This window comes from Lutimonas saemankumensis (genome assembly GCF_020171465.1).
GTDB classification, from domain to species: domain Bacteria; phylum Bacteroidota; class Bacteroidia; order Flavobacteriales; family Flavobacteriaceae; genus Lutimonas; species Lutimonas saemankumensis.
This window is the reverse complement of record NZ_JAIUZR010000003.1, coordinates 536108-560161: the sequence shown is the minus strand read 5'-3', so window position 1 is coordinate 560161 and position 24054 is coordinate 536108. Positions and strand designations below refer to the sequence as shown.

The 24054-nt window shown below is 32.7% G+C and carries 24 protein-coding genes; 1 reads left to right on the top strand and 23 read right to left on the bottom strand.

Features of this window, described 5'->3' with window-relative positions:
- Positions 1 to 128: 128 nt before the first annotated feature.
- From LCM02_RS04000 to LCM02_RS03905, 20 genes are all read right to left on the bottom strand, one after another.
- The gene (locus LCM02_RS04000) at positions 129 to 1262 is read right to left on the bottom strand and encodes a DegT/DnrJ/EryC1/StrS family aminotransferase (protein ID WP_224927035.1); all 1134 of its coding nucleotides are present in this window, start codon (positions 1260 to 1262) and stop codon (positions 129 to 131) included.
- 3 nt (positions 1263 to 1265) lie between these two features.
- Positions 1266 to 1817 carry a sugar transferase gene (locus tag LCM02_RS03995; RefSeq protein WP_224927034.1) on the bottom strand — a complete coding sequence of 184 codons (552 nt, stop codon included), beginning with the start codon at positions 1815 to 1817 and terminating at the stop codon, positions 1266 to 1268.
- A 5-nt stretch (positions 1818 to 1822) separates the two neighbouring features.
- On the bottom strand, positions 1823 to 2713 hold the full coding sequence (locus tag LCM02_RS03990) for an NAD-dependent epimerase/dehydratase family protein (protein WP_224927033.1): 891 nt from the start codon (positions 2711 to 2713) through the stop codon (positions 1823 to 1825).
- 18 nt (positions 2714 to 2731) lie between these two features.
- Positions 2732 to 3931, bottom strand: coding sequence for a glycosyltransferase family 4 protein (locus tag LCM02_RS03985; protein ID WP_224927032.1), 1200 nt, complete (start codon positions 3929 to 3931; stop codon positions 2732 to 2734).
- 18 nt (positions 3932 to 3949) lie between these two features.
- Positions 3950 to 4351, bottom strand: coding sequence for an acyltransferase (locus LCM02_RS03980; protein WP_224927776.1), 402 nt, complete (start codon positions 4349 to 4351; stop codon positions 3950 to 3952).
- A 100-nt stretch (positions 4352 to 4451) separates the two neighbouring features.
- On the bottom strand, positions 4452 to 5552 hold the full coding sequence (locus LCM02_RS03975; RefSeq protein WP_224927031.1) for a glycosyltransferase family 4 protein: 1101 nt from the start codon (positions 5550 to 5552) through the stop codon (positions 4452 to 4454).
- A gap of 49 nt (positions 5553 to 5601) precedes the next feature.
- The gene (locus tag LCM02_RS03970; RefSeq protein WP_224927030.1) at positions 5602 to 6729 is read right to left on the bottom strand and encodes a glycosyltransferase family 4 protein; all 1128 of its coding nucleotides are present in this window, start codon (positions 6727 to 6729) and stop codon (positions 5602 to 5604) included.
- Positions 6713 to 7990, bottom strand: coding sequence for a hypothetical protein (locus LCM02_RS03965; protein ID WP_224927029.1), 1278 nt, complete (start codon positions 7988 to 7990; stop codon positions 6713 to 6715). Before LCM02_RS03965 ends, LCM02_RS03970 begins: the two co-directional genes overlap by 17 nt.
- Complete coding sequence (locus tag LCM02_RS03960; RefSeq protein ID WP_224927028.1) at positions 7987 to 9081, bottom strand: glycosyltransferase family protein; 1095 nt, start codon at positions 9079 to 9081, stop codon at positions 7987 to 7989. Before LCM02_RS03960 ends, LCM02_RS03965 begins: the two co-directional genes overlap by 4 nt.
- A 14-nt stretch (positions 9082 to 9095) precedes the next feature.
- Positions 9096 to 10151, bottom strand: a complete 1056-nt coding sequence (locus LCM02_RS03955; protein WP_224927027.1) for a glycosyltransferase — start codon at positions 10149 to 10151, stop codon at positions 9096 to 9098.
- A gap of 12 nt (positions 10152 to 10163) precedes the next feature.
- A complete protein-coding gene (locus tag LCM02_RS03950; protein ID WP_224927026.1) occupies positions 10164 to 11048 on the bottom strand; it encodes a glycosyltransferase family 2 protein in 885 nt (294 codons plus the stop codon).
- Positions 11045 to 11776: a glycosyltransferase family 2 protein gene (locus tag LCM02_RS03945; protein WP_224927025.1), complete on the bottom strand. Its 732-nt coding sequence runs from the start codon at positions 11774 to 11776 to the stop codon at positions 11045 to 11047. The genes LCM02_RS03950 and LCM02_RS03945 overlap by 4 nt, the downstream gene beginning before the upstream one ends.
- Positions 11777 to 11822: 46 nt before the next feature.
- Positions 11823 to 12725: a sulfotransferase family protein gene (locus LCM02_RS03940; RefSeq protein WP_224927024.1), complete on the bottom strand. Its 903-nt coding sequence runs from the start codon at positions 12723 to 12725 to the stop codon at positions 11823 to 11825.
- 2 nt (positions 12726 to 12727) lie between these two features.
- Positions 12728 to 13714 (bottom strand): glycosyltransferase family 2 protein, encoded by a 987-nt coding sequence (locus LCM02_RS03935; RefSeq protein WP_224927023.1) that lies wholly within the window; start codon positions 13712 to 13714, stop codon positions 12728 to 12730.
- Positions 13704 to 14456, bottom strand: a complete 753-nt coding sequence (locus LCM02_RS03930; RefSeq protein WP_224927022.1) for a dTDP-4-amino-4,6-dideoxyglucose formyltransferase — start codon at positions 14454 to 14456, stop codon at positions 13704 to 13706. Before LCM02_RS03930 ends, LCM02_RS03935 begins: the two co-directional genes overlap by 11 nt.
- Positions 14449 to 15519, bottom strand: a complete 1071-nt coding sequence (locus LCM02_RS03925) for a DegT/DnrJ/EryC1/StrS family aminotransferase (protein ID WP_224927021.1) — start codon at positions 15517 to 15519, stop codon at positions 14449 to 14451. The genes LCM02_RS03930 and LCM02_RS03925 overlap by 8 nt, the downstream gene beginning before the upstream one ends.
- Positions 15516 to 16163 carry a sulfotransferase gene (locus tag LCM02_RS03920; protein ID WP_224927020.1) on the bottom strand — a complete coding sequence of 216 codons (648 nt, stop codon included), beginning with the start codon at positions 16161 to 16163 and terminating at the stop codon, positions 15516 to 15518. Before LCM02_RS03920 ends, LCM02_RS03925 begins: the two co-directional genes overlap by 4 nt.
- A 9-nt stretch (positions 16164 to 16172) precedes the next feature.
- Positions 16173 to 17039: a dTDP-4-dehydrorhamnose reductase gene (gene rfbD, locus LCM02_RS03915; protein WP_224927019.1), complete on the bottom strand. Its 867-nt coding sequence runs from the start codon at positions 17037 to 17039 to the stop codon at positions 16173 to 16175.
- Positions 17040 to 17585: a dTDP-4-dehydrorhamnose 3,5-epimerase gene (gene rfbC, locus LCM02_RS03910; protein ID WP_224927018.1), complete on the bottom strand. Its 546-nt coding sequence runs from the start codon at positions 17583 to 17585 to the stop codon at positions 17040 to 17042.
- Positions 17586 to 17596: 11 nt separating this feature from the next.
- Entirely contained in the window at positions 17597 to 19033 is a 1437-nt protein-coding gene (locus LCM02_RS03905; protein WP_224927017.1) for a lipopolysaccharide biosynthesis protein, read from the bottom strand.
- Positions 19034 to 19335: 302 nt separating this feature from the next.
- Between LCM02_RS03905 and LCM02_RS03900 the strand changes: the two genes are divergently transcribed.
- Positions 19336 to 20241: a sulfotransferase domain-containing protein gene (locus LCM02_RS03900; RefSeq protein ID WP_224927016.1), complete on the top strand. Its 906-nt coding sequence runs from the start codon at positions 19336 to 19338 to the stop codon at positions 20239 to 20241.
- Between the two features lie 77 nt (positions 20242 to 20318).
- Here LCM02_RS03900 and LCM02_RS03895 read toward each other — a convergent pair whose 3' ends face one another.
- From LCM02_RS03895 to LCM02_RS03885, 3 genes are all read right to left on the bottom strand, one after another.
- A complete protein-coding gene (locus tag LCM02_RS03895) occupies positions 20319 to 21416 on the bottom strand; it encodes a GDP-L-fucose synthase family protein (protein WP_224927015.1) in 1098 nt (365 codons plus the stop codon).
- The gene (gene gmd, locus LCM02_RS03890) at positions 21409 to 22524 is read right to left on the bottom strand and encodes a GDP-mannose 4,6-dehydratase (protein WP_224927014.1); all 1116 of its coding nucleotides are present in this window, start codon (positions 22522 to 22524) and stop codon (positions 21409 to 21411) included. The genes LCM02_RS03895 and gmd overlap by 8 nt, the downstream gene beginning before the upstream one ends.
- Before the next feature lie 142 nt (positions 22525 to 22666).
- Positions 22667 to 24037 (bottom strand): GntP family permease, encoded by a 1371-nt coding sequence (locus tag LCM02_RS03885; protein WP_224927013.1) that lies wholly within the window; start codon positions 24035 to 24037, stop codon positions 22667 to 22669.
- Positions 24038 to 24054: the final 17 nt, after the last annotated feature.

The following is a 24054-nucleotide window of genomic DNA, read 5'->3' as shown; positions in this document are numbered from 1 at the left end:
CTATTTTCATTCATTGAATGGGGTTAGATTGCAAATTCGGGGTTTTCAGGTAGTTTGCAGGTATAAAAAAACCACTTCCCGTGAAGTGGCTTTTAATTTTCAATGGATTAGTCTAAAGTTTGAGTAGATCATCTTCTCAATTTAAGTACTTTCTTTATAACAGAAACCACTCGCATCAAATCTTTTGTAGTTAGATCTGATCCACTGGGTAAGCACAGTCCCCTATTGAACAAAACCTCAGAGCTTCCATCAGTAGAAGCTGGAAAATTCTTAAACACAGGTTGTACATGCATGGGTTTCCATAAAGGACGAGATTCTATATTTTCGTTTTCAAGGGCCAATCTTAACGCCTCGCGTGTTTCATAACTATCGGTCAAAATTGTTGTAAGCCATCTGTTAGAATAAAATCCTTCTGGCTCTTCTAAAAAAGAAATATCCTTAAATTCTGCAAGTTCACTTTTGTAAAAATTATATGTTTCTCGTTTTGCTTTCACCCTCTTATCCAACACCTCCATTTGCCCTCTTCCAATTCCGGCGGCAAGATTGGTCATTCTATAGTTATATCCAATTTCAGAATGTTGATAATGAGGAGCATCATCACGAGCCTGAGTAGCGAGGAAATTTGCTTTTTTGCAATATTCCGGATTATCAGACACCAGGGCCCCACCTCCAGAAGTTGTTATTATCTTGTTTCCATTGAACGAAAAAATCCCTAATTCGCCAAAGGTGCCTAAGTACTTATCTTCATATTTTGATCCCAATGCTTCGGCTGCATCTTCTATGATGGGTATCTCATATTTCCTTGCAATAGCGATCAACTCGTTCATTTTGGAAGGCATCCCATATAGATGCACAAGGATAATCGCTTTTGGCTTTTTCCCTTTGGTAATTCTATCCTTGATCGCTTTTTCCAACAACTCTGGGCTCATATTCCAGGTTTCTCTTTCAGAATCAACAAGAACCGGAATAGCATTTTGGTATCTTACAGGATTAATTGTTGCTGAATAGGTAAAAGTTGAACAAAGCACTTCATCACCCGCTTTAACTCCCAATAAGATCAGTGCCAAATGAATTGCTGATGTACCTGAATTCAATAAAGAACATGAAGAAATATCCAGATATTGACACAGATCAGACTCGAAACCAGCCAGATTCTCTCCTGAAGCACTTATATGATTTTTGTCAAAAGCGTTTTCAATAAACTTTTGTTCCTCGCCGGTAAGATGAGAAGGAGATAGATATATGTCAAAATCTCTTTTCAAATATTAATGTTTTACACCTTTACTTAAGAAGGCTGAAAAAAAGGTCTTAAAAAATATTTCCGTATCAAAAAGAAAGGATTTTCTTTTCAAATATTCTTCCTCCAGACTTACCTTCTCTTCAATAGATATTTCATCTCTTCCATTGATCTGTGCCCATCCTGTCAGTCCAGGTTTTAGAACATCCACTTTTGCTTCGATTCTCAACTTCATAAGATCATCCTGATTATAGAGTGCCGGCCGAGGGCCCACAAAAACCATGTCACCCTTCAGGATGTTGATTAAATTAGGGAGTTCGTCTAAACTTAATTTCCGTAATAATTTCCCTACTTTCAATATATGCTGATCGGGGTTTTCCAACAAATGAGTTGCCACATTCGGCGTGTTCTTTTTCATGGTTCTGAATTTATACATCTTAAAGAAGGTATAGTTAACCCCAACTCTTTTTTGGGTAAATAATATTGGAAATCCATCATCAAATAAAATCAATAATGCTACCAATACAAAAACCGGGCTTAAAATAATCAACATTATCAACGCTACCAATCTATCAAACATTCAAACTATATTTTATAATTATCTAGAGATCTGGGTTTCCATCCCAACTCTTTGATGGCTTTGTCGGCCGAAACAGTTAGATCTTTGCTCATTTTCATATACTTGTCAGTGTTTATTGGAGAAAAAGGGATATGGTCCCCAACTTTTGAAATCAGCTTAACCAATCCATTTGGAATCGACCTAATATTTTTCTTACCAAGTTGGCGGGCTATTACCGACGAAATTTCCTCAAAAGTGTAATCCTTATCGCCAGACAAGTTATAAGTGCCCCTCTTATCGATCAATTCTGGTATCAATTCAGCAACATCTTCAGCCAAAACAATCGATTTTTTTGCATTTGAACCTTTAATATTAAAATAATATCCCTTTTTAATACCATTTATCATGGCTCCCAAATTTCCTTTTGCATTGGAACCGGCTAGTAAAGGTAGCCTCAGTATAACAAGATTAACGTTATTTTTTTCACTCCAATCTTCTAAAAACTTCTCGGCCAAAATCTTACTTTTTGCATAAGGTGATGTCCCAATTAATGGTTCGGTTTCCTCAATCAACTTTCCAAAATCCCTACCATATACTGCGATTGTGCTAATGAAAACAAATGAATCCGGAGGATTCGATTCCAAGGCTCTGCATAGATTTTCCGTTCCGTGAAAATTCACGTCAAAAAAACGTTTTTCTTCTACTTTTGTTTTGGGAACCATATGTGCAAGGCCTGCCACGTGTATTACTTGATGGTATTTGATTGCAAATTTATTTAAGGGTTGTGTGATATTATATTTAAATGTTGCACGTGGATCAAGATCAAGAGAATCAATTTTATAATTCCCTTTAGAAAGATTTTCGACAATAACTTTACCCAAGAATCCGAAGGCACCTGAAACAAGAATATCTATCATATACTACAATACAAATATTTAGCAAGTCAGTCCTTCAACTATACTCAAATACTCCTTCGCCAGTAAATCCCTATTGAACTTATTAACTGCTAAACTTTTAGCGTTTCGACCATACGCTTTAATCTTTTGATCATCTTCAGCAAAATCCATCATTAAATCTGCCGCTAATTTGGGATTAGACAAAGGAACATTAATACCACATTTAGAATTTTCCACTAAATCTCCTATCCATCCGGTACTCGTCTGAACAATGGGAATACCAGCAGCGAAGGAATCAAATATTTTATTTGGACTACATGTGTTTTGAATTGGATTGTCTAATGTAGCAAATAGTGTGGCTACACTTTTTTGAACCCAAATTGGCAATTCCACTTTGGGTTTAAGACCAAGAAAGTGGACATTAAACAATGATAAATTTCTTTTTTCATTTTCCAATTGTTTTCGCTCAACCCCTTCTCCAATAAAAATTAACAAAATTTCCTTGCCCCTGGAACTTGTTTTGATTTCCTGTGCCACCTCTAACCAAAATTTAATATTATGTATGTATCCAAGAGAACCGATGTGGGTAAATAACTTTTTATTTTTGGCCCAGTATGGAAGTTCATCTTTGGATAAAACTCCAAATAAATCATTGTCGCTGGCATTCGGAATTACTGTAATTGGTAATTTTGGAAATCTTTTTTGAATATGATTCTTTTGACCAACAGATGCGGTTATTATATGATCTGAATTTTTATAAATTAGTTTCTCAAACCATAGGGCCAGATTTTTCTGATATCTTTTCTTAATCAGTCCCATTTCTATACCACCTGCAGGCCAAAGATCCCTTACTTCAAAAATGACTTTCTTGTTTCGAAATTTTTTACAGAACAATATTGGTAATCCTATTGTAATAGGGCCGGATGATGAAATCGCAATATCAAATTTTCTGAAAAGAGCATAATAAACTGAAATTATTGAAAAAGTAATTGCTCTAAAAACTCGGTTAAGTTTTTTTAATCGATTTGAATCCCCTGAATTTATTATTATCAATTCTATATTTTCAATATATTGTTTCGATATAAAAGAATTCGCCTTAATATCTGATTTTTCATATGGTGCAGTTACAACAGTAACTTTATGACCAGATTCAACCCAACGTCTTGAAAGCTCATAGATTCTGGTACTCCAACTACCTTTGGGGGTCCCGAAATATTGATAGAATAATATAATTCTCAAAATCTAATAGATTTTATTTCAGTGATTAAGATAATTTAAATGTTTCGCCGGCACACCTCCATATATGGAAAATGACTTTGTCATCTTTTTACTAAGAACACTGCCGGCAGCTAAAATGGACCTTTCAGGAATAATACTACCTCTGAGTACAGTACAATTTGCTCCAATCCATGATCCATCATCAACAAGAATAGGGTCTGAATCTATTGAAAAACTTCTAAAAGAATCACCATCAAATTTATGATGTGTCGTAACAAGAACCGTATTTGGCCCTATAAGAACTTTGTTTCCAATTTTTATTTCTAATCCCATAATCATCGTATTATTGCCAATGAAAACGTCATCCCCGATTTCCAGACCAGTTAAAGCTGTTATTTTTGCATTATGCGTTATTTGAAAATTTCGACCACATTTCCTCATAAAAAAACTATAACAGAACCCTCTAAATCGCATGAAAATTGGGATGTCAGGAAAAAAATACAGTAAAGTTCTGATTAACCAAGAAAAGAAAATACTGACTTTATGTCTCATCATGAAAAATATTTTTTATAAACTTATGAATGGTAAAATTTCGAACCTTTTCATGCGCATTCTTTCTTATCATATATGAAATACTGTTGTTCGCTAATAACCAAGACATTTTGGAAGCCATAATTGATTCATCATTAAATGGTGTATAAACTATATCTATTTTATCATTAAATACTTTCGGTAACGAACCAACGGGTGTTGACAAGACATTCACTCCATTTGCCATAGCTTCTAAAATGATCCTTGGGGAGCCTTCTGATAAACTCCCAAAAGAAAAAATATCAGATTTCCTTAGTAATTCATTAAAAACATTACGATCATCAATATGACCAAAAAACTTTACATTAGTCAATTCGCTTTCGCTAATTACATTTTCAAGATCTTTTCGAAAATCACCATCTCCAATTATTTGTAATTCAGCTTTTGGATACTCAATTTTCAAAATACGAAAAGCCCCTATTACCGTATGTATACCTTTTGCCCTTCTCAGGTATCCGGCATATGTTATAATTGGATTTTCAGTATTAAGGTCATCCTTGACTTCATTAATGAAATCTTCATCTACTAATGTAGAGGATACAAGAGGAATTGCTCTAATACCATATTTGGAGAGTTTTTGACTCAGATGGTGACCGTTGGTAAAAACCCGTGCTCTTTTACCTGCAATTACATATAACAAATGCTCAGGAGTAAAAAATATTTTTAGAAAACTCTTTTTAATAAAACTGAAATTGGGATTATTATGAATCGCATTATAGGGGTCTCCCACAAAATGAATAATTCTTTTACATCTCTTAAGAAACAATAACTGCATCCAACCAAAAGGCACCGGATATCTTGCATAAGCTACGTCTATATCCTTAAGTTTTCTGTATGCCAAAATATACTGATAAAAAAACTTAACAGCACTAGTGTATCCTTCACTATAAGGCAATTCTATTACCTCTATCTTAGAAAATGTGCTCAAGGATTTGAAATTACTGAATTCATTCTTTCCAAGCTTCTTAACGGGACTTAGCAAAAATACCTTATCAAAATATAAGGCAATTTCTTTAAGGTAAACCCAATGAGTATATGGTATATAGTTCATCGATTCCTTTTGCTCGATAGTCCAAGCATGTATCAAGAGTGATTTCACATCAATTTTTAATGATTTGTCTTATTACACTATATGAATTTTTCCATTGGAATTTTTCCGCCCATAATTTACCTTTTTCCTTTATAACTTGAATTTCATCATTAGTCAAATTATCTAACTGATACATTGCATTTGTCCAATCTTCTGGAATATTTGGATCACACAGAATCGCTCTGCCTCCAGCGATTTCTGGCAAACAAGAATTATTCGAAACTATAACAGCTGTCATACATGCCATCGCCTCTAAAATAGGTAATCCAAACCCTTCATAAAGACTTGGGAAAAGAAATGCTCGAGCATTACCCAGCAATATTTTCAATTCATCATCTTGGACCCATCCCGGAAATACAAGATTAGATAAATTCTCCTTGTCAACGATATTATTTAAAACTCTTTGTTTTGAAGATCCAACTATAACCAATGGAACCTTATTTTCTCTGGATTCATTGTAGTTATTAACGGCCTTAATAATTACTTCAATATTCTTCCTCGGACCAACAATACCCGCAAATATAAAATACTGCTCTTTTTTCAAATTGTTATGTCGTAGCAGATTCTGAACACGAGTTTTATCATAATTTGTATCGAAAAAAGAAGCTGAAACTCCGTTATAAGCCACCGATACCCTATTTTTAGATATTTGAAACAAATTCACTAAATCACTCTTGGTGTGATCTGATATCGCAACTACTTGAGAATTGCTTTTAGCCAATAATTTCAATGATTTACTCATTTGATAATTTCTTCGTTTTGGATATACATGAGGCACCTTCAATGCTGCTAAATCATGAACATAGGATATCTGCTTTGTTCCAGATAATTGAATCAGATTATGATCAAATGTCATCCATAATATATAATCTGGAATACTAAATAGTCTTTTGAAAACTCTTGACGTAATTCTAGGAAAGAAACAATTGAGCCAAATGAAATGACTCTTTGAGATTCTAAGCTTTACTATTTCGATTCCTTTAAATTCAGAATATTTATCCAAAAGTTTACCCTTAAATGAAATTAATTTGATATCCAATGATTTATCATTATTGAATTGTTTCAATATTTCATAATTAACTCTTGACATACCGGAAACATTTTTTTCCAGATAAGTAGCATCAATCCAAACTTCCATTAATTTTGTAAATACAATCATTTAACATCATAGAAATCAACAAACACCATAAAGTAAAAACAATAGGGCTAGCATACATTGCATTATCCGTTAAATGAAAAATAAATATACCGGATAAAGTCATAACTCCCCATTTTATACTATGTTTAATACACAACAGTATCGTAGAAGTTATTATTCCAATGTAAATTAAAATACCGAGTACTCCATTGTCTATTAACGACAATAAAAATGAATTAGATACAAAAACAAAATCATCTGATCCTGTCCTCGTTTTTGCTTCACGATTTCCTAAGCCATCGCCTAAAAAAAAACGAAAGGGTTCATCAACGAATTTTGTACCAAAATTAAAATAACCACCTGCCCTTTCTTGAACTCCCGAAGAATAATTGATCCCCTGCTCTGTATATCCTATTCCTCTCAGTAAAGTACTCTTTCCTTCAAATTCCATGTTCAAAAATATGATTGTTATTACACCTAATAAAATTGATCCGAATAAGTAATTCTTGTATTTAATTTTAAACTCATATATAGAAAATATGATGCCATAAATGATGAGAACCAGAAACACTTGTCTAGAACCGCTAAAAATGGTCCCTATTAACCATAATGCAATAATCAAATTCTTAAAATAGAATTTATTTGTATAAACCAATAAAGGAAAAATCATAACAAGTACCGGTCCATAAACATTTGAATTCCACATTCCAGCAATTGCTCTTTTTACTCCATAATATCCCTGACCTTGGTAATATTTCGCATTAACTTCATTCAAATCAAAATAATAATAATTTGTTATATTCCTGATGAAAGTAAAATCCATAACTTGAAAAATTCCCCATAGCACAGATAGCGTCCCAAATAACAAAAAAACTTTTTTTGCGTATGAATTTATTCCATTATTTGGTGTCAGAAAATACAACAAAGGTAGCAGGACAATGCTTGATAAGGCAACAGATTTCTGGATAAAAATAAATATCCTAAATTCAACTCCTCGGGGATCTAGAACAAAATTTATAAAAGTTACCAAGAAAGAAATGTTTAGAAAAACCAATGTAAGTTGTATCGTTGGTAGTTGTAAAACTTTAGCTCGACCAACTATGAATATAATACTAACCAACAACAACAAAAATATTATATATACATAAATAGGTGCTCCACTGACCATTATCCTCATATAAGGCATAAAAACTAAAAACATAGCTATTAATGTCAATAGTACCTTTGATAAATATGTGAGTTCATATTTACTCAATATCATATATGCAAATTCATTGCTTTAATAATAGACTCGAATTTACTCTCCCAGCTATTATTCCGAGCCAGATGGAACATAGTTTCTTCTGAATACCTAGGATTCTCAACAGCTTCTTTAATACATTGAGAAAATTCAAATTTATTTTGAGCAATATATAATTCAGAGGGGTTCACTTCATATTCTCTCAAAGGTGTTGACACTATTTGAAGTTTTGCTGCAGAGTAATCATATCTTTTCATGGGGTTTGTCCCTATTCTTCTTTTATCAATCGCATCTAAATCATATGAAATTAATCCCACATCAGAATTAATGAGGTGATATGCAAGTCTATCCCTTTTCATTGGACCGTGCATTTTTACATTTTCATATTTTTCATAAATTCCTTTTTCATTCATCGAATATGGACCAATAAAATGGAAATCATATGATTTTAAAGTTTCAATAGAATGGACAGTGAACTCATGATTCATCTCACTTAGAGTTCCAGCGAAGACTATCTTGGGCTTTTCATTCCTTTCTTTTTTAATTCCCTCAAATTCGGATAGGTGAATCCCTTGATTCAAATTCAATAATTTATCACTATTCCCATAGTACTCCCTTAATTTAATTTTTGTCATTTCTGAAGTAGTAACTATCAAGTCAGATTTTTCAATAATTTTCTTTTCAATTCCTGTTAACGATTTTGGAGCATATGGATAGTTTGTGAATAAATCATGTGCATTATATACAATGCGTTTCGGGTTTAATATTTTATAGATACTAAAAAAACTATAAGTTCCGCCAAAAAAAACATCTGGTTCATATAACTCAATTCTATTCAAATTATCAAATAAGTAATTTGTGTAAGGAAAAATATTCCAATTAATCTTATACCTATTTAATGACTTATTTCCATAATTAAATAAGAACTTAAGAGGAACTTGATCCACTTTTCTATAGGTCATTCTAGATTTAGCGGCCTTTGACCAAGGCATAGTTAATCCTGGAATCCATTTTGTATTGATTCCTTTTTTTCCTGAAATAAATGCATAATTATGTGTATTCGTAACTACTTCACTATCGACGTTACTGTTTCGACTAAATACAAATTTCATATCACTATACTTTACTATTGTTTCTTAACTAAAGATTGATAAACCCTGAGAATGCTCCTTCCAACCATTCTTTTGTCATTATTTATCTCAACTTCTTTAAAAAGTATTTCACCCCAATTAGTAAAAATATTACCATTTAGCATCTTCAATTCTAATGCCCTTATTATGGATTTACGTAGTTCATGTTTATGACTTGTTTTATCCGAATACTCATATGTTATCATTTTATCATTATTTACAAATTCCTCCACAGTACCAATTTTTGGGGATATAAATGAACGTCCATAAGAACAGGCCAATAAAATCACTCCTGAATTTAAACTGCTTCTTGTATCATATGGTAATACTAACAAATCTGAGTCATAAATTAATTCAGTTATCTCTCTATTCTCCAAGAATTTAATCCTAGTCTTTATTCTGCTGTTTTTTGACAAACTCTGAATCTGTTCACCATAAACATTATTCATTGCAGGTCCTGCAATTGTGAGGATCAAGTCATTAGATTTCAAATTATTAATAACTTCAATCAAAAGTTCCAAATTTTTATAGGGTTTTACTGATCCGAGAAAGAGAAGCCTCAATTTTTCATTCTTAGGATGACTTGAAACAGATTCGATATGATATCTTGGACCGTAAATGTCAATATAGTTCGGATGCGGTATTATAACAACCTTAGATCTGCATTTTCTGTTAACACGGTCAATTATTTCAAAAGACGATTTACAATGTACTATAATTCTATCACAAAATAAAATTAGAAGTTTTATTATAAACTGTTGTAAATAAATATATTTTCCGTTATGCGGGACCTTATTATGAACCGTCCAAATTATTTTTTTTCCAAAAGATTTGAGCACAATTAACTTTGTGAATTTTTCAAAAAATTCTTTAAACGATCTAACCTCTTCAAACCAATTCAAATGGATAACTTTTACCTCACGAAAAATTGCAACACTTGAAAACAAATCTCTAAGAGATAAAATTTCTACTTCATTACGCTTGAGATAAGTCTGAATTATGCTTACATATTTATTTGATTCAAGTCTAAAAGGGATGAATACAATTTTCATAAAAAACAAAATCTAAAGTTTCTTTATAAACAAGGCATCTGTTACCCCTTTAAATTTAGACCGAAAATAGTAGTTTCTTAAATTCTTGCCAGATAAAATAGCTTTAACAAAGCTCTTTAAATAACTGTAGTAATAAACTAGAGAGAGATAAAAATAATCGCCTCCTATGATACGAGAAAATAATATCCTATTACGTGATATATAATAATGATAATTTGAACTTTTCGGACTATCATTTTGAAATGCTCTTGAAACTGTATTTACTTTCAATTTCCATCCTTGCTGAATTGCACGATAACACCATTCAGTTTCTTCATAATATAAAAAGAAAAACTCATGCATTAATTTAATTTCTTTAAGCGCCTTTGCACTCATAAGCATCGAACTTCCATCAATATAGTCAGCATCATATATATCTTTTGATTCTTTCAGACCAGAAACTTTTCTATTTGAATGTCGATGATTTGTAGCAAGAGTCTTTAAATTTAGTAGACCACCATCGGAGTAAATTCTGTTATGATCATTTCTATAACAAATTCTTGGACCAACAGCTGCTATTTTATAATCAGTTTGAATCGTTTCTATTAATAAAGGAAGTGTATCATCTTTAATCCTAATATCCGGATTCAGTATCCAAATATATTCAGCATCCTTATTCATAGCAAATTTGATCCCGATATTGTTCCCTCCCGCATAGCCAAAATTATCATCATTCAAAATCAGATTATGCTCTGGAATATTGTTTATTAAAACTGATCTATCTTGGGCATCGGCTTTATTATCGACAACAACGATACCCATGTCAGGATAATAGGACGTCAGATCATTATAGAGCTCACAAGTGTCCTTAGATGAATTATAATTAAGTATAATGGCATAGACTTTATCGAGACTCATAGATTTAATAAAGATTTAGTTTTTAAAATAAAAAATCGCCTATAAACGGATGACAATTCTCTTAAGGATAGTCGACCAATACCTTTGAGTATCAAAAAGTCAAGCATTTCTTCTCTGTAATTATCTTCAAAGGAACTAAGTCCTCCGTCTGAAAAGTGAGCTACTGTAAAATCATGATACTCAACTTTTACATTCGAAGAAAAAAAACATTTTATATTAAACTCCCAGTCCGCATGAACTGGGTACTTTAAATTATACATCCCCAATCTATCAAAAAGAGTTTTTTTATAAAAAATCCCTTGATGGCATATATTCCTTTTTATAAGTTTTGAGCGATTAAATTCGCCATCATAAATTCTGCCATAAGGTTCAAAAAACACATTACCGTATATCAAATCAGATCTTGTTTCTTCTGCATATGAGGCGAACTGTTTTAAAACGGAGTCATGATACAAATAGTCATCACTCCCAAGAAAATAAATCCATTTTCCTTTGGCCATAGATATTCCCTTATTCATAGCATCGTAAGGACCCTCGTCCTTTTCCGTTTTAATATTAAGTATCAAACCCTTGTCTAAATATGATTTTACTATCTTTAAAGTATCATCATTAGATTTCCCATCCACAAGAATGATTTCAAAATTTTTATAATTTTGATTTGTCAAACTTTCTAAACATCTATCAATTGTTTTTTCAGAATTAAATGTTGGAATTATTACCGAAATCATTCTATAAACTTCATTTTTTGAATTGCCCTTCGATTTAAATTAGTCTCTAATAATTAATAAAAAGTCTTCTAAGCCTGAGGTTCAAACTTTTCTTTATCGAATGATTTTTATGAAATTGATCTCCTAATTCTAGAAAATAATTAAAAGCATTTGTACTCTTTAAATTGTCTGGTGAATACGAACCGTATGAATTTAAAAAACTCTCTCCCAAAAAATCACAATATCCTGATAAAAAATCTTTGAAAGGCTTGGATAATTTTCTATCTATTTTATCCCTATCATTTTGATAAGGATCTCCATACTTCCCCTTGAATTTATTGTTTTCAGATGTTTCTAAGATACTTTCTTTAAATCTCACTCCCAACCAATCATAAATTGATTTGACTTGAATTGAGGGGTTCTTTAATAACTCTTCATATTGAACAATATAAACATTGTTGTTAGTTTCATGTTTCAAGCAAAATTCATTTAACTTATACGGTGCCATTAACAAATCTCTTCTATAATGATTCAACTTATCAAGTGATTTAATTTCCCAGGTTTTGATTATGGATTTAGCAACATTTAAAGGATTGCGTTTTACTATAACGAATTTACTTTCAGGAAATAACTCGATTAGTTCGTCCAATATCTCCCAATATCGAGGTGTTTTATCAATAACATATTCATATCCTTGGACTAATGGATCATAAAATTTTAAAGCGAAGGATTTTATCTCATCGTTGATTTCAAAATTGCATTTATTGAGGTAATCCAGGAAAGCATCCATCGCCAAGTTATAATCATAAGTACTTTTTATTAGTTCGGTTTTAATAAATGGAGCAAGCGCAAGCATCACCCAAGGTTCACTAACTGTGTTTACTTTGTCATTATTACTCAATAAGTTTTGAACATATGTTGAACCCGCCCTAGGTTGAGATACTATGAAAATTAGTTTTTCTTCATTCATAATCAATTTATTCTTGAGTAAAGTCTCTTCAGAAAAGATTTGAAAAAATATTGAATAATAAAAATTCCATTTCGAGTAGCCCTCAACTTTGATGTCTTTCTAATAAAAAAATTATACTTTAATATTTGAATAATTGACCCAAACCTAATGGGCAAATTATTAATTATTCTTATATAAAAATAATCTATTGTTTTTGACGCTTTATCATGATATTTATAGTCGTAATGACAATCCGCATAATCCCAAATTTCGATCCAGTTTTTATAATGTTGAACATTGAACTTTGGTCTTCCTAATATAGAAAGTCCAGATTTAGATACGCCGGTTTCAGTTTGACGATAAACTGACATTGATTCATCAATAAAATAAAAATTTCCATAATTTCCTAAAAGAAAAGTAATTGGAACGTCTACAAAAGACACATTTTTAAACCATTCAGGAAAAAAATTCGGCACAAAAATATTTCTAAAAAACATGGTTCTTGTTTTAATTCGCAATTTATTTTCAAATATATTTTTTAATGTTCCTGTTTCACGTCTAAGATATCCATCATTCGATATTGGCGCTTCAAATTCCATCCATGCACCATTTTTTAATGCTGAAAATTTATGCCAATGATGGCAAATTATGTAATTTGGATTATTCTCTAAAATCTTGAACTGTTTATGAATTTTCTTATTGTCAACCCAATAATCATCCCCTTCACATAATGCAATATATTTTCCAGAACATTCCTGAATGGATTTTATCCAATTCATGTTCATTCCAATATTTCTCTCTCTTCTTTTATATTTGATAATTTTGGGATAGAGATTCATATATTTACGGCATATATCAGAAGTTTTATCAGATGAACAATCGTCCCCAATAATAATTTCAAAAGGATGCTCAAATATTTGATCAATCATCCCTTTCAAACAATCCTCGATATAATCTTCATGGTTGTAAGTGATTAAACAACAACTTACTGCAATTCCATTATCCTTCAACTCTTAAGTCTAATTTTATGAATACTTTCTTTTGAGTTTTTTCATCTATATAAAATGCATTCTCATAATTATAATGAGTAAGAGCTCTTAATCTTTTAATTGCATCTCCCATAGTTAATTGTTCTTTTAAATCAAGCTCTAGTAACTTATTAAAGTCTCTCTTATAAAAAACTTTTCCTTTAATCTCGGGATTAATCGTATTGTAATTACAATTAATAATGTCAACAATATTCTTTTCGATTAATTCTAATTCTTTATTCAAAATTCTATCATATAGAGACCCTGAAGTATCCCAAGAGGACTTATTTACGATGGCTCTGTCAATTATTGGGCCATTATCCAATTCGAAATCTATTTCATGAATTGTAGCTCCTATCAACCAATCATTTAAAATAGAGAATACCTGTGGATACCAACCTCTATTATATGGATTATACCCGGGGTGAATATTTATGCATCTGACATTTTCTACTAATTTTTTTGGAAAAATCTGTTTACAATGAAGTGAAATTATTAAATTAAATTCATCGAGTATTTTTTCAATAATCTGTTCTTTCCTGAGATCATATTGATCTACAATCAAGTCACTCTCGATAAAACTATTTATATTTGAAAAAGGGCTTACACCAAAACTAAAATACTTTTCAATTCCTTTTTGTGTACATATTTTATCTAACTCTCTTGATAAGTAAAGATTGTCACTAATAACTAGTACACTATCATATTTAACATTCTTATTCATTGATAATATTGCAAATTAAAATTTGATCCTTTTTTGATAATTCATAAAACAGTGGTAGGCATAAAATTGATCTTGATATCTGTTCTGCATTTATAAGATTTCCTGTATTATGAACGTAATCAAGTGAATTCAAAGATGGATAAAAATACCTTCTTGGAAATATATTGTTTCTTTCTAATTTATTTTTAACTTTCAACGCTTCTGATTCATTTTTACATACAATTGGAAAATATGAGAAATTATACTCTGTTTCATTTTCTATTTTTTGAAAAGAAAATTGTGAGTCGTCGATCCGATCTCTATAAAAAATGGATTTCTCTCTCCTTCTTTTTAAAATTCTATCAATATACTTCAAATTGACTAATCCCATGGCAGCATGCATTTCCGAATTTTTTCCATTAATTCCAACACCATTGAATTTATGAAAACCGTCATGACCGAAATTTCTCATATATGACATTCTTTTGACCAAATCTAAGTGTGGAGTAAAAATACCACCTCCCTCAATCGTGTGGAATAATTTAGTAGCGTGAAAACTGGTGGTACTTATATCTCCATAGTTAAAGATGCTCTTACCTTTATATTTGGTTCCAAAGCAATGTGCAGCATCATAAATCACTTTTAAACCATATTTTTCAGCAATTTTTTCAATTGTATCTATATCACATGGATTACCGAAGCAATGGGTTGCCAAAATAGCCTCTGTATCCTCATCAATACATTCTTCAATTTTACCAGGATCAATATTGAATGTATCTGGATCAATATCAACAAAAACAGGTGTGCATCCCTCCCAAACTAAACTACTTGTTGTTGCCACATAACTAAAAGGAGTAGTAATTACTTTTTTAGTAATACTAAGTGCTTTAATAGCAATCTGAATAGCAATTGTTCCATTACTCACATATAGTAGATTCCGTAGTCCTAATTCTTTTTTTAAATTCAATTCAAATTCATTAACCAAAGGTCCGTTGTTAGTGAACCAATTTCGATTCCAAATTCCTTCTAATAGTCTCTGATATTCCTCAATTGGTGGTGTAAAAGGTCTAGTTACTGGTATCAAAATCTTCGTTTATTTTCATGTGGGAAATCTGTTAATTTTGTTTCAATATTCAAAAAGCAAATTAGTTTGTTGAAAGAGTTCTCATTTGATAAATCCAATTCAATAAAGTTTGGATTTCCTTTAAAATAATGCTTCACATCTTCATTATGCCTTTCAAAGTTCGATATTAATTCTTTTTTATTATAAAGATCATCTTCGGGAGTTTTCCATACTGCTCGATTAGATAACCAAATAAATCCTTTATATTTTCCGCGATAATTAAACTCTTTCAAATCACTTTTATTGGGGGTTGCACCTTTCTTTGACATTACACTAGAATGATGATTTAAAAGAGATTTATACCATTCTTCAGAATCACGAGTAGTTAAAATAAACTTAGCTTTTGGATAATATTGATGTAGTACAATCCATGTATACGGCCAACTAAATGGTGCATCCTGGAAAAAATTCGCCGTTTTACAATACTTGATAATAGGAGCCCATTTATACTTATTGTAGTGTTCAACCAATTGCTCTGCTTTTTCCTGATTACCTACTTTATAATTTAGCTGTTTAAACAGTTTTTGCAATGAGGTTGTTCCTGTCTTATTTCTTCCAATACAAAACACTTTATTTCTACCTTTATCTCTGTTAAACAAAATCATCCTCAAAATCTAATTTTTATCCCTCTCATTCAATAGTAAAATACACTTTTTCAAACTCTCTCTCCAATTAGGAATTTTTATTCCTAATGCTGATTTTATATTTCCTTTAGCTAAAACAGAATATTTAGGTCTTACAGCAGGTAAGGGATACTCTTCAGTTGATATAGGATTCAATTCAATTTTCGTATTCGAATATTCGAAAACTGATTGAGCAAAATCGTACCAACTTCCTATTCCTTCATTACTAAAATGGTAAATCCCGTATTTATCAAACCCTTTATTCAAGATAATCATAATAATTTCAGCTAAATCCTTGGCATATGTTGGAGTTCCGATCTGATCATCAACTACACTAATCGATTCTCGTTCTGAGCCTAATCGTAACATGGTTTTAACAAAATTGTTCCCAAAACTTGAATAAAGCCAGGATGTTCTTATTATAAAATATTCTTGCAAAATTTCCTTTATACCCTGTTCCCCCTTCAATTTTGTATCCCCATATACGTTCAATGGATTCGGTCTATCATTTTCCAAGTAGGGAGAATGTATTTTACCGTCAAATACAAAATCAGTTGAAATATGTATCAATACTATCGAATGCCTTTTACAAGCCTTAGCTATGTTAATGACGCCATTGGTATTTACATTTAAAGCTGTCTCTTCTTCTTTTTCACTTTTATCAACTGCGGTAAACGCTGCACAATTTATACAGTAGTCAAAATCATTATCATCGAAAAAATGATCTACATCATTAGGGTCAGTGATATCTAGCTCGTCTATATCTACAAAAGAAAACGAAAAATCTGTGTAATGAGATACCATTCTCCTTAACTCTGAACCCAATTGGCCGTTTGAACCGGTAACCAGTATATTCATCTATTTAATCACATTTTTAAAAAGTGGTAAATCCAAATCCTTATTATTAATAACTAAATCCTTTTTTTCAATCTGCCAATTAATATCTAAATCAGGGTCATTATAAATAATTCCAGATTCAGACATTGGGTTATAATAATTATCAACTTTATAATAAAACTCGGCAAATTCGCTTAACACTAAAAATCCGTGTGCACATCCCCTTGGAATAAAAAGTTGGGTTTTATTGTCAGAATTAAGTTCAACAGAAATATGTTTTCCAAAGGTTTCCGAATCAGGCCTAATATCTACAACCACATCCTGGACTCGTCCTGACAATACATTAACTAATTTGGCCTGAGAATGGTTACCCTTCTGAAAATGCAAACCTCTCAAAACACCATATTTTGAATATGATCTGTTGTCTTGAACAAAATTCAAATCCATTCCTAATTCCTCATTAAGGGTCTTGTTATTAAAACTTTCAAAAAAATATCCTCGCTCATCATTAAAAATATTTGGTTTAATTAAGTAACAGTCCTTTAATCCAACGGATTCAATATTCATAGTAATAAATTTTATTTTATTCTACCTTTTACTAAAGAAATTGTTTCAATTAATGTATTTCTATTAAACAAATACTGCACGGTAATAAAAATAACCGAAGAAATCAGAGATCCAATCATTATTTTCAAGTAAATATTTTGAATACTTACTACGATCGGAAAACCAATGATGATTACAAGAACAGCTCCTAAATAAAGATACTTATTATCATTTAGTTGATCCCACAAACTGTAATCAATAAATTCTTTTGAAAAATAACCATTAATAAAGACAGCAATTAAAGTTACTATTAGACCTCCGATAATTATATAAATAATTCCAAATTGAATGGATATCACCAATGCCAATATTCTCAATACAATTTTTAAAACTGAAATTTTAAAATTTAATCGCGAATAACCCAAGGCAAGAATAACTTGTTGATTTAGAGTATTTATTGGTAGTAAAAAACCGCTTATCAGCATCAATTGAAAATAGATGATCATTGGCTGCCACTTATTGGTTAATACCAATAAAATTAATGGATCAGATATTACAAATACTAATGATCCGACAAAAAGTATCAAGAAATTTAGATTGATTAAAAATTTTTTTAATGATCTTTTTGTTGCTACGTTATCATGATTTAGCGATGATAATACAGGAAATGAAACGGCAGAAACAGCTTGAACAGGTTGTTGCATAATGTTAATATTAAAACCTTTTGCTTTATTGAAAAAACCTAATTCATTTATTGCAAAATACTTTCCTATTACCAGCGTATTTATATTTTTAAACAAGGCCAATAATAAACTTGAACCTAATACAAAAGATCCATAAGAGAAAAGCTCTCTCATCGATTTATAACTGAATCCAAAGACTGGCCTGAAAGATTGAAACAACCACAAACCTAAATTCCTAAGCATCGAATTACATAATTGTTGAACTACCAAACTCCATACACCATAATTATTTAATGCAGCAAAAATTCCAATTATACCAGATACCACTACGCTGGTCAAATTTATTAATATTTGTCTCTTAAAGTTAATATTCTTAGTCAGAATGGCTGTTTGAACCATACCAATTGAGTTAACTATTAGACCAAGAGATACTACCCTAATTAATATTTTCAACTCATCTATTTGATAGAAATTCGCAACAACTGGTGCGAATAAAAAAAGTAGCAAATAAAAGAATATGGAGAGAGTAATATTAAAGTAAAAAATGGAACTTGCGTCTAAATTCGTTGCATTTCGTTTTTGAATATATGCTGAACCAAAACCTGAATTAATAAAAACCAGTGCAAAGGCAGGAAAAACCGCGATTAGTCCAAATTTTCCGTAGTCTTCCGGACTTAATATTCTAGCAAGAATAACTCCAATGATTAAACTTATTAGCTGGATTCCATATTTACCTAATAGATTCCAAATTACGGCATCTACAGATTTCTTTTTTAAATTAGACAAGTACTAGCTTTTTTTTATAATGCTCCGCCCTTATCACTCCCATTCTTTTGAAAAAACAGGAACAAATCAGGCTCTTTTTTTAATTCCCCAAATATAATTTTTTCATGACATTTTCAGTCTAAAATATTGGTTTTTTATCTAAGGGTCATGAGGATATTAACTCTTGAATTAACAACTAGTTATGAAAAAAAAATGTCATTATTCAACATTATTATTCTTATATTCAACCAATTTTTAAGAAATCTTTACGGAAAAGATATAAAAGCATCTCATTCATCTTATATAAAATAAATTCAAAAAAGGTGAAATTATTGAATCAAAAGCCAATTTTAGTTACTGGTGCCCATCGATCTGGAAGCACATGGACAGGAAAAATAATTTGTGAATCGAAAAACGTTCGATACGTTCATGAACCTTTTAATATTAGTATTAAAAAGTATAACGCTCCATTGAGTCATTGGTTTCAACATGTAAGTTCTGGGTTGGACAATCCAACCCAAATCGAATTAATCCAATACATTAATTCTTTCAAAACAAAAGGACTCTCTAATTATTTAAAAACACTAAGTAAAACAAGATCATTAGACTCATTTATCTCTTTTAACAAAGACTATATCAATAGATTCCATCAACGAACATTATACAAAGATCCAATTGCCTTATCCTCGGCAGAATGGTTTTATTTTAATTTAAAATCCGACGTTATCATAACTATCAGACATCCGGCAGCTTTTTTTGCAAGTCTTAGAGCGAAGGATTGGCATTTCGATTTCAACAATTTTTTGATACAAAAAGATTTGATGAAAAAGTATCTATTTCCATTTCAGGAACAAATTGAAATGTTTGCCATTAATAGACCTAATTTAATACATCAAGGCATATTGATTTGGAATTGTTTATACCAAATTGTTTTAAAATATAGAGAACAGTATATTGATGATTGGTATTTTGTAAGACATGAAGATTTAAGTAGAGACCCTGTTGAAGAATTTAGAAAGATTTTTGATTTTCTAAATTTGCAATTTGACGAACATGTACGAAATAAAATAATTGAAACTACGACTTCGAAGAGTACCAATGATACTCATCGAAATGCTTTGGACAATATTAAAATATGGAAAAAGAGGCTAGGTAAATCTGAAATTGAGCTCATAAAAACAGGGACTGATCCTCTTTGGAGGGAATTTTATTCTGAAAAAGATTGGTGATTTCTCAAAAAAAAGAATAGCAAATTCTACAAGAAATTGATTCTCAAAGAATAAATCTTTTATTCCGATTAAAAAATTTATTCACAATACCACCCATACATCCTTTCAATCCCTTCTCCTAACTCAACCTTATACTTCCACCCTAATCTTGCCAACTTAGAAGAGTCCGTCAACTTTCGCATGGTACCATCTGGTTTATTTTCATTAAAAAACAAGTCTCCCTTAAATCCAACTGCTTCCTTGACGGTTTTAGCAAGCTCAGCAATTGAAACTTCCTTTCCGGTTCCTATATTGATATGCGTATTTCTAATTTCGGATTCAGAATCTTGGTAAGTTTCTTTAAAATTTACATTCTCCATTAGATGAACGCAGGCATCGGCCATATCTTCACTCCAAAGAAATTCTCTCATGGGTTTTCCCGATCCCCAGATCTCGACAGAGATTGGAGATTCAAGATTGGAGATTGAAGATTTTTGAATACCATATTTCGTCAGCATGGTTAAAATTTCTGATTTAGAGCTCTCCCCATTAATCCCTTCAATAGGCAACTTGTTCAGATCAGCCTTAAGCGTTTCCCAGTCATCATTCTCAAGAGCCTTTCCCAAGTGCATCTTACGGATCAGGGCTGGTAAAACATGTGATTTCTCCAAATCAAAGTTATCATTGGGGCCGTACAAATTAGTAGGTTGGACAGCTATAAAATTGGTTCCATACTGCAAATTATAACTCTCACACATCTTAATGCCTGCAATCTTTGCAATGGCATAAGGCTCATTGGTATACTCCAAGGTATCTGTCAGCAAATACTCTTCTTTCATGGGTTGCGGGCAATTCTTTGGATAGATACAGGTACTTCCCAAAAACAAAAGTTTCTTCACCCTATGCACATAGCTTTGATGGATCACATTATTTTGTATCATCAAATTGTCATAAATAAACTCTGCTCTGTAGGTATTATTGGCAACAATTCCTCCAACTTTTGCCGCTGCCAAAAAAACGTATTCCGGTTTTTCTTTCTCAAAAAAATCAGCTACCTCAAGAGAATTTTTCAGGTCAAGTTCTTTATGTGTTCTTAAAACAAAATTAGAATAACCCTTTTCCTTTAAATTTTTTAGAATCGCTGAACCAACCAGTCCCCGATGCCCCGCTATGTATATTTTGGCATCTTTATTCATAGTAGTTCAACACATCATACCCTCCGTCATGAAGGTATTGGTCTTTTTGCATTAATTTTAAATCACTTTGCATCATGTCATCGACTAGACCTTTAAGGTCGTATTCTGGAACCCAGCCCAGTTTTTCTTTCGCTTTTGTTGCATCACCAATAAGAAGGTCCACCTCAGTTGGCCTAAAATATCTTGGGTCAATAGATACAACTTCTTTTCCTATCTCTAATTGATACTTTTCATTTGTACAGGCCTTGATATATCCTTTTTCATCGGCCCCTTCACCTTTAAATTCCAGTTCAATTCCAACATATCCAAAAGCCATTCTCACCATGTCCCTTACACTTGTGGTCTTTCCGGTTGCTATAACCCAGTCCTGAGCTTCTTCGTGCTGCAACAGCATCCACATCATTCGTACATAATCCTTGGCATGCCCCCAGTCTCTTTTGGCATCCAGATTTCCCAAGTACAATTTATTCTGGAGCCCAAGTGCAATTTTAGCAGCCGCCCTGGTAATCTTTCTAGTCACAAATGTTTCTCCCCTGATCGGTGATTCATGGTTAAACAAGATCCCGTTACAGGCATAGATCCCATAGGCCTCTCGGTAATTTACGGTGATCCAGTAGGCATACATCTTTGCAACCGCATATGGGCTTCTTGGGTAAAACGGAGTGGTTTCGGTTTGAGGAACCTCCTGCACTTTTCCATAGAGTTCTGAAGTTGAAGCCTGATAAATTCTAACCTTTTTCTCCATATTTAACATTCGGATCGCTTCTAAAAGTCTCAACGTTCCCAAACCATCGGCATTCCCGGTGTACTCAGGCATTTCAAAAGATACATGCACATGACTCATGGCAGCCAGATTATATATTTCATCAGGCTGAACCTCCTGTATGATTCTGATGAGGTTCGTACTATCGGTCATGTCTCCATAATGCAGAATAAAATTTTGATTATCTACATGCGGATCCTGATATAGGTGATCTATCCTGTCTGTATTAAATAAAGAGGATCTTCTCTTTATCCCGTGAACGATGTATCCTTTCTTCAACAGGAATTCGCTTAAATAAGCTCCGTCCTGTCCTGTGACACCTGTTATTAATGCAACTTTTTTCATGTGTATCTTAAATGTTTGAAAAATAATTTTCCAGCAGGACAAATATATCAAAAGGAAAGTGAAATAGAAATAAATAGGAGATGTTATACCCTAATTTATTAACAAATCCGGAATAAATGAATAAAATTGAATGGCCAGGAATCTAAACCAAAGCCCATCCCAAGGCCAAAACGATCAATACACCAACAAGACCCTGAATCAAAGTGGCAACGGTCTGGCTTTTTAGTGCCGTGTTGGTGTCCATCCCGGAAAATTGCGACACCACCCAGAAAAAGCTGTCGTTTATATGAGAAACGGTCATTGCCCCGGCACCTACTGAAAGTACTGTCAATGCGCGCCCGGTTGCCGAGTCTAATCCAAAACTTTCCAGGATGGGAGCTACAATAGCGGCCGTAGTAATTATTGCTACGGTTGAAGAGCCTTGAGCGGTTTTAAGAACAGCGGAAATTATAAAGGGCAATAAAAGTCCCAGTTCCAAACCGCTAAACCTGTCACCGATAAAGTCCCCTATTCCGGTTGCACGAAGAATTGCTCCAAAAGCACCCCCGGCTCCGGTAATCAAAATAATAACCCCAGCCTGTTTTAAACCTTCTCCAACCCAATGGGAATGGCTTTGAGTGACCTGATGTCCTTTTAAGCGAAATGCCAGAATTACCCCTGTCAATAAGGCGATCACCGGATTTCCGACAAACTTCAAAAAATCCGTCAAATATCCCTCTCCAAAGGGAGAAGCAGGATATGAAGCGATCGAATTCAGTGCTATCAACATGATAGGAACCAGGATCGGCGCAAATGACCTGTAAGTTTTGGGAAGCTCCGTTCTTACTTTTCCAGAATCGGATTCCTCAATTGCCCCTGAATCTTCCTCTTTTGGAACAGTTTTGCCCGACTCTGGCACGTCTTTAGCATCAGCCCTTGAACCGATATATTTTGCCCACAACATACCTGTAAGAGCCACGGGAACAGCCACTACAAACCCAAACAGAATCACCAGTCCGATATCAGCATCCAGTGCGGCAGCAGCGGCCAGGGGCCCCGGCGTTGGTGGTATAAACACATGGGTAGCATACAAACCTGCTGCCAGCGAAACCCCAAGAACAATCAAGGAAATTCCTGTTTTTCGGCTTATGGCTTTGATCAATGAAGAGAGTATTATAAAACCCGAGTCACAGTAAACCGGAATAGAAACCACAAACCCGGTTAAGTTCATGGCCAAAGGAGCGTTCTTTTCCCCAACTTTTTTGATCACCCAGTTGGCAAGGGTCATGGCTCCTCCACTCTTTTCCAGATAAACTCCAATAATAGCTCCAAATGCAATAATGATCCCTATGCTTCCCAGGGTACTTCCAAAGCCATCCATTAAAGTTTTGGTCACCTCCGCTTCGCTTAGTCCTCCAATAAAACCCATGACAATACCGGCAAAAAGTAAGCTCAGAAACGGATGAACATGAAATTTTGAAGATGCAACGATCATCAGGGCAACAACAATAACAAGGGAAAATAGTACGATCATTCTTCAAGAATTCTATG

What these genes read in the sequence shown, in the direction of transcription:
- LCM02_RS03995 (WP_224927034.1), bottom strand. Translation starts at nt 1,817, where the DNA reads ATGTTTGATAGATTGGTAGCGTTGATAATGTTGATTATTTTAAGCCCG.
- LCM02_RS03990 (WP_224927033.1), bottom strand. Translation starts at nt 2,713, where the DNA reads ATGATAGATATTCTTGTTTCAGGTGCCTTCGGATTCTTGGGTAAAGTT.
- LCM02_RS03980 (WP_224927776.1), bottom strand. Translation starts at nt 4,351, where the DNA reads ATGAGGAAATGTGGTCGAAATTTTCAAATAACGCATAATGCAAAAATA.
- LCM02_RS03975 (WP_224927031.1), bottom strand. Translation starts at nt 5,552, where the DNA reads ATGAACTATATACCATATACTCATTGGGTTTACCTTAAAGAAATTGCC.
- LCM02_RS03970 (WP_224927030.1), bottom strand. Translation starts at nt 6,729, where the DNA reads ATGGAAGTTTGGATTGATGCTACTTATCTGGAAAAAAATGTTTCCGGT.
- LCM02_RS03965 (WP_224927029.1), bottom strand. Translation starts at nt 7,990, where the DNA reads ATGATATTGAGTAAATATGAACTCACATATTTATCAAAGGTACTATTG.
- LCM02_RS03960 (WP_224927028.1), bottom strand. Translation starts at nt 9,081, where the DNA reads ATGAAATTTGTATTTAGTCGAAACAGTAACGTCGATAGTGAAGTAGTT.
- LCM02_RS03955 (WP_224927027.1), bottom strand. Translation starts at nt 10,151, where the DNA reads ATGAAAATTGTATTCATCCCTTTTAGACTTGAATCAAATAAATATGTA.
- LCM02_RS03950 (WP_224927026.1), bottom strand. Translation starts at nt 11,048, where the DNA reads ATGAGTCTCGATAAAGTCTATGCCATTATACTTAATTATAATTCATCT.
- LCM02_RS03945 (WP_224927025.1), bottom strand. Translation starts at nt 11,776, where the DNA reads ATGATTTCGGTAATAATTCCAACATTTAATTCTGAAAAAACAATTGAT.
- LCM02_RS03940 (WP_224927024.1), bottom strand. Translation starts at nt 12,725, where the DNA reads ATGAATGAAGAAAAACTAATTTTCATAGTATCTCAACCTAGGGCGGGT.
- LCM02_RS03930 (WP_224927022.1), bottom strand. Translation starts at nt 14,456, where the DNA reads ATGAATAAGAATGTTAAATATGATAGTGTACTAGTTATTAGTGACAAT.
- LCM02_RS03920 (WP_224927020.1), bottom strand. Translation starts at nt 16,163, where the DNA reads ATGATTTTGTTTAACAGAGATAAAGGTAGAAATAAAGTGTTTTGTATT.
- rfbD (WP_224927019.1), bottom strand. Translation starts at nt 17,039, where the DNA reads ATGAATATACTGGTTACCGGTTCAAACGGCCAATTGGGTTCAGAGTTA.
- rfbC (WP_224927018.1), bottom strand. Translation starts at nt 17,585, where the DNA reads ATGAATATTGAATCCGTTGGATTAAAGGACTGTTACTTAATTAAACCA.
- LCM02_RS03895 (WP_224927015.1), bottom strand. Translation starts at nt 21,416, where the DNA reads ATGAATAAAGATGCCAAAATATACATAGCGGGGCATCGGGGACTGGTT.
- gmd (WP_224927014.1), bottom strand. Translation starts at nt 22,524, where the DNA reads ATGAAAAAAGTTGCATTAATAACAGGTGTCACAGGACAGGACGGAGCT.
- LCM02_RS03885 (WP_224927013.1), bottom strand. Translation starts at nt 24,037, where the DNA reads ATGATCGTACTATTTTCCCTTGTTATTGTTGTTGCCCTGATGATCGTT.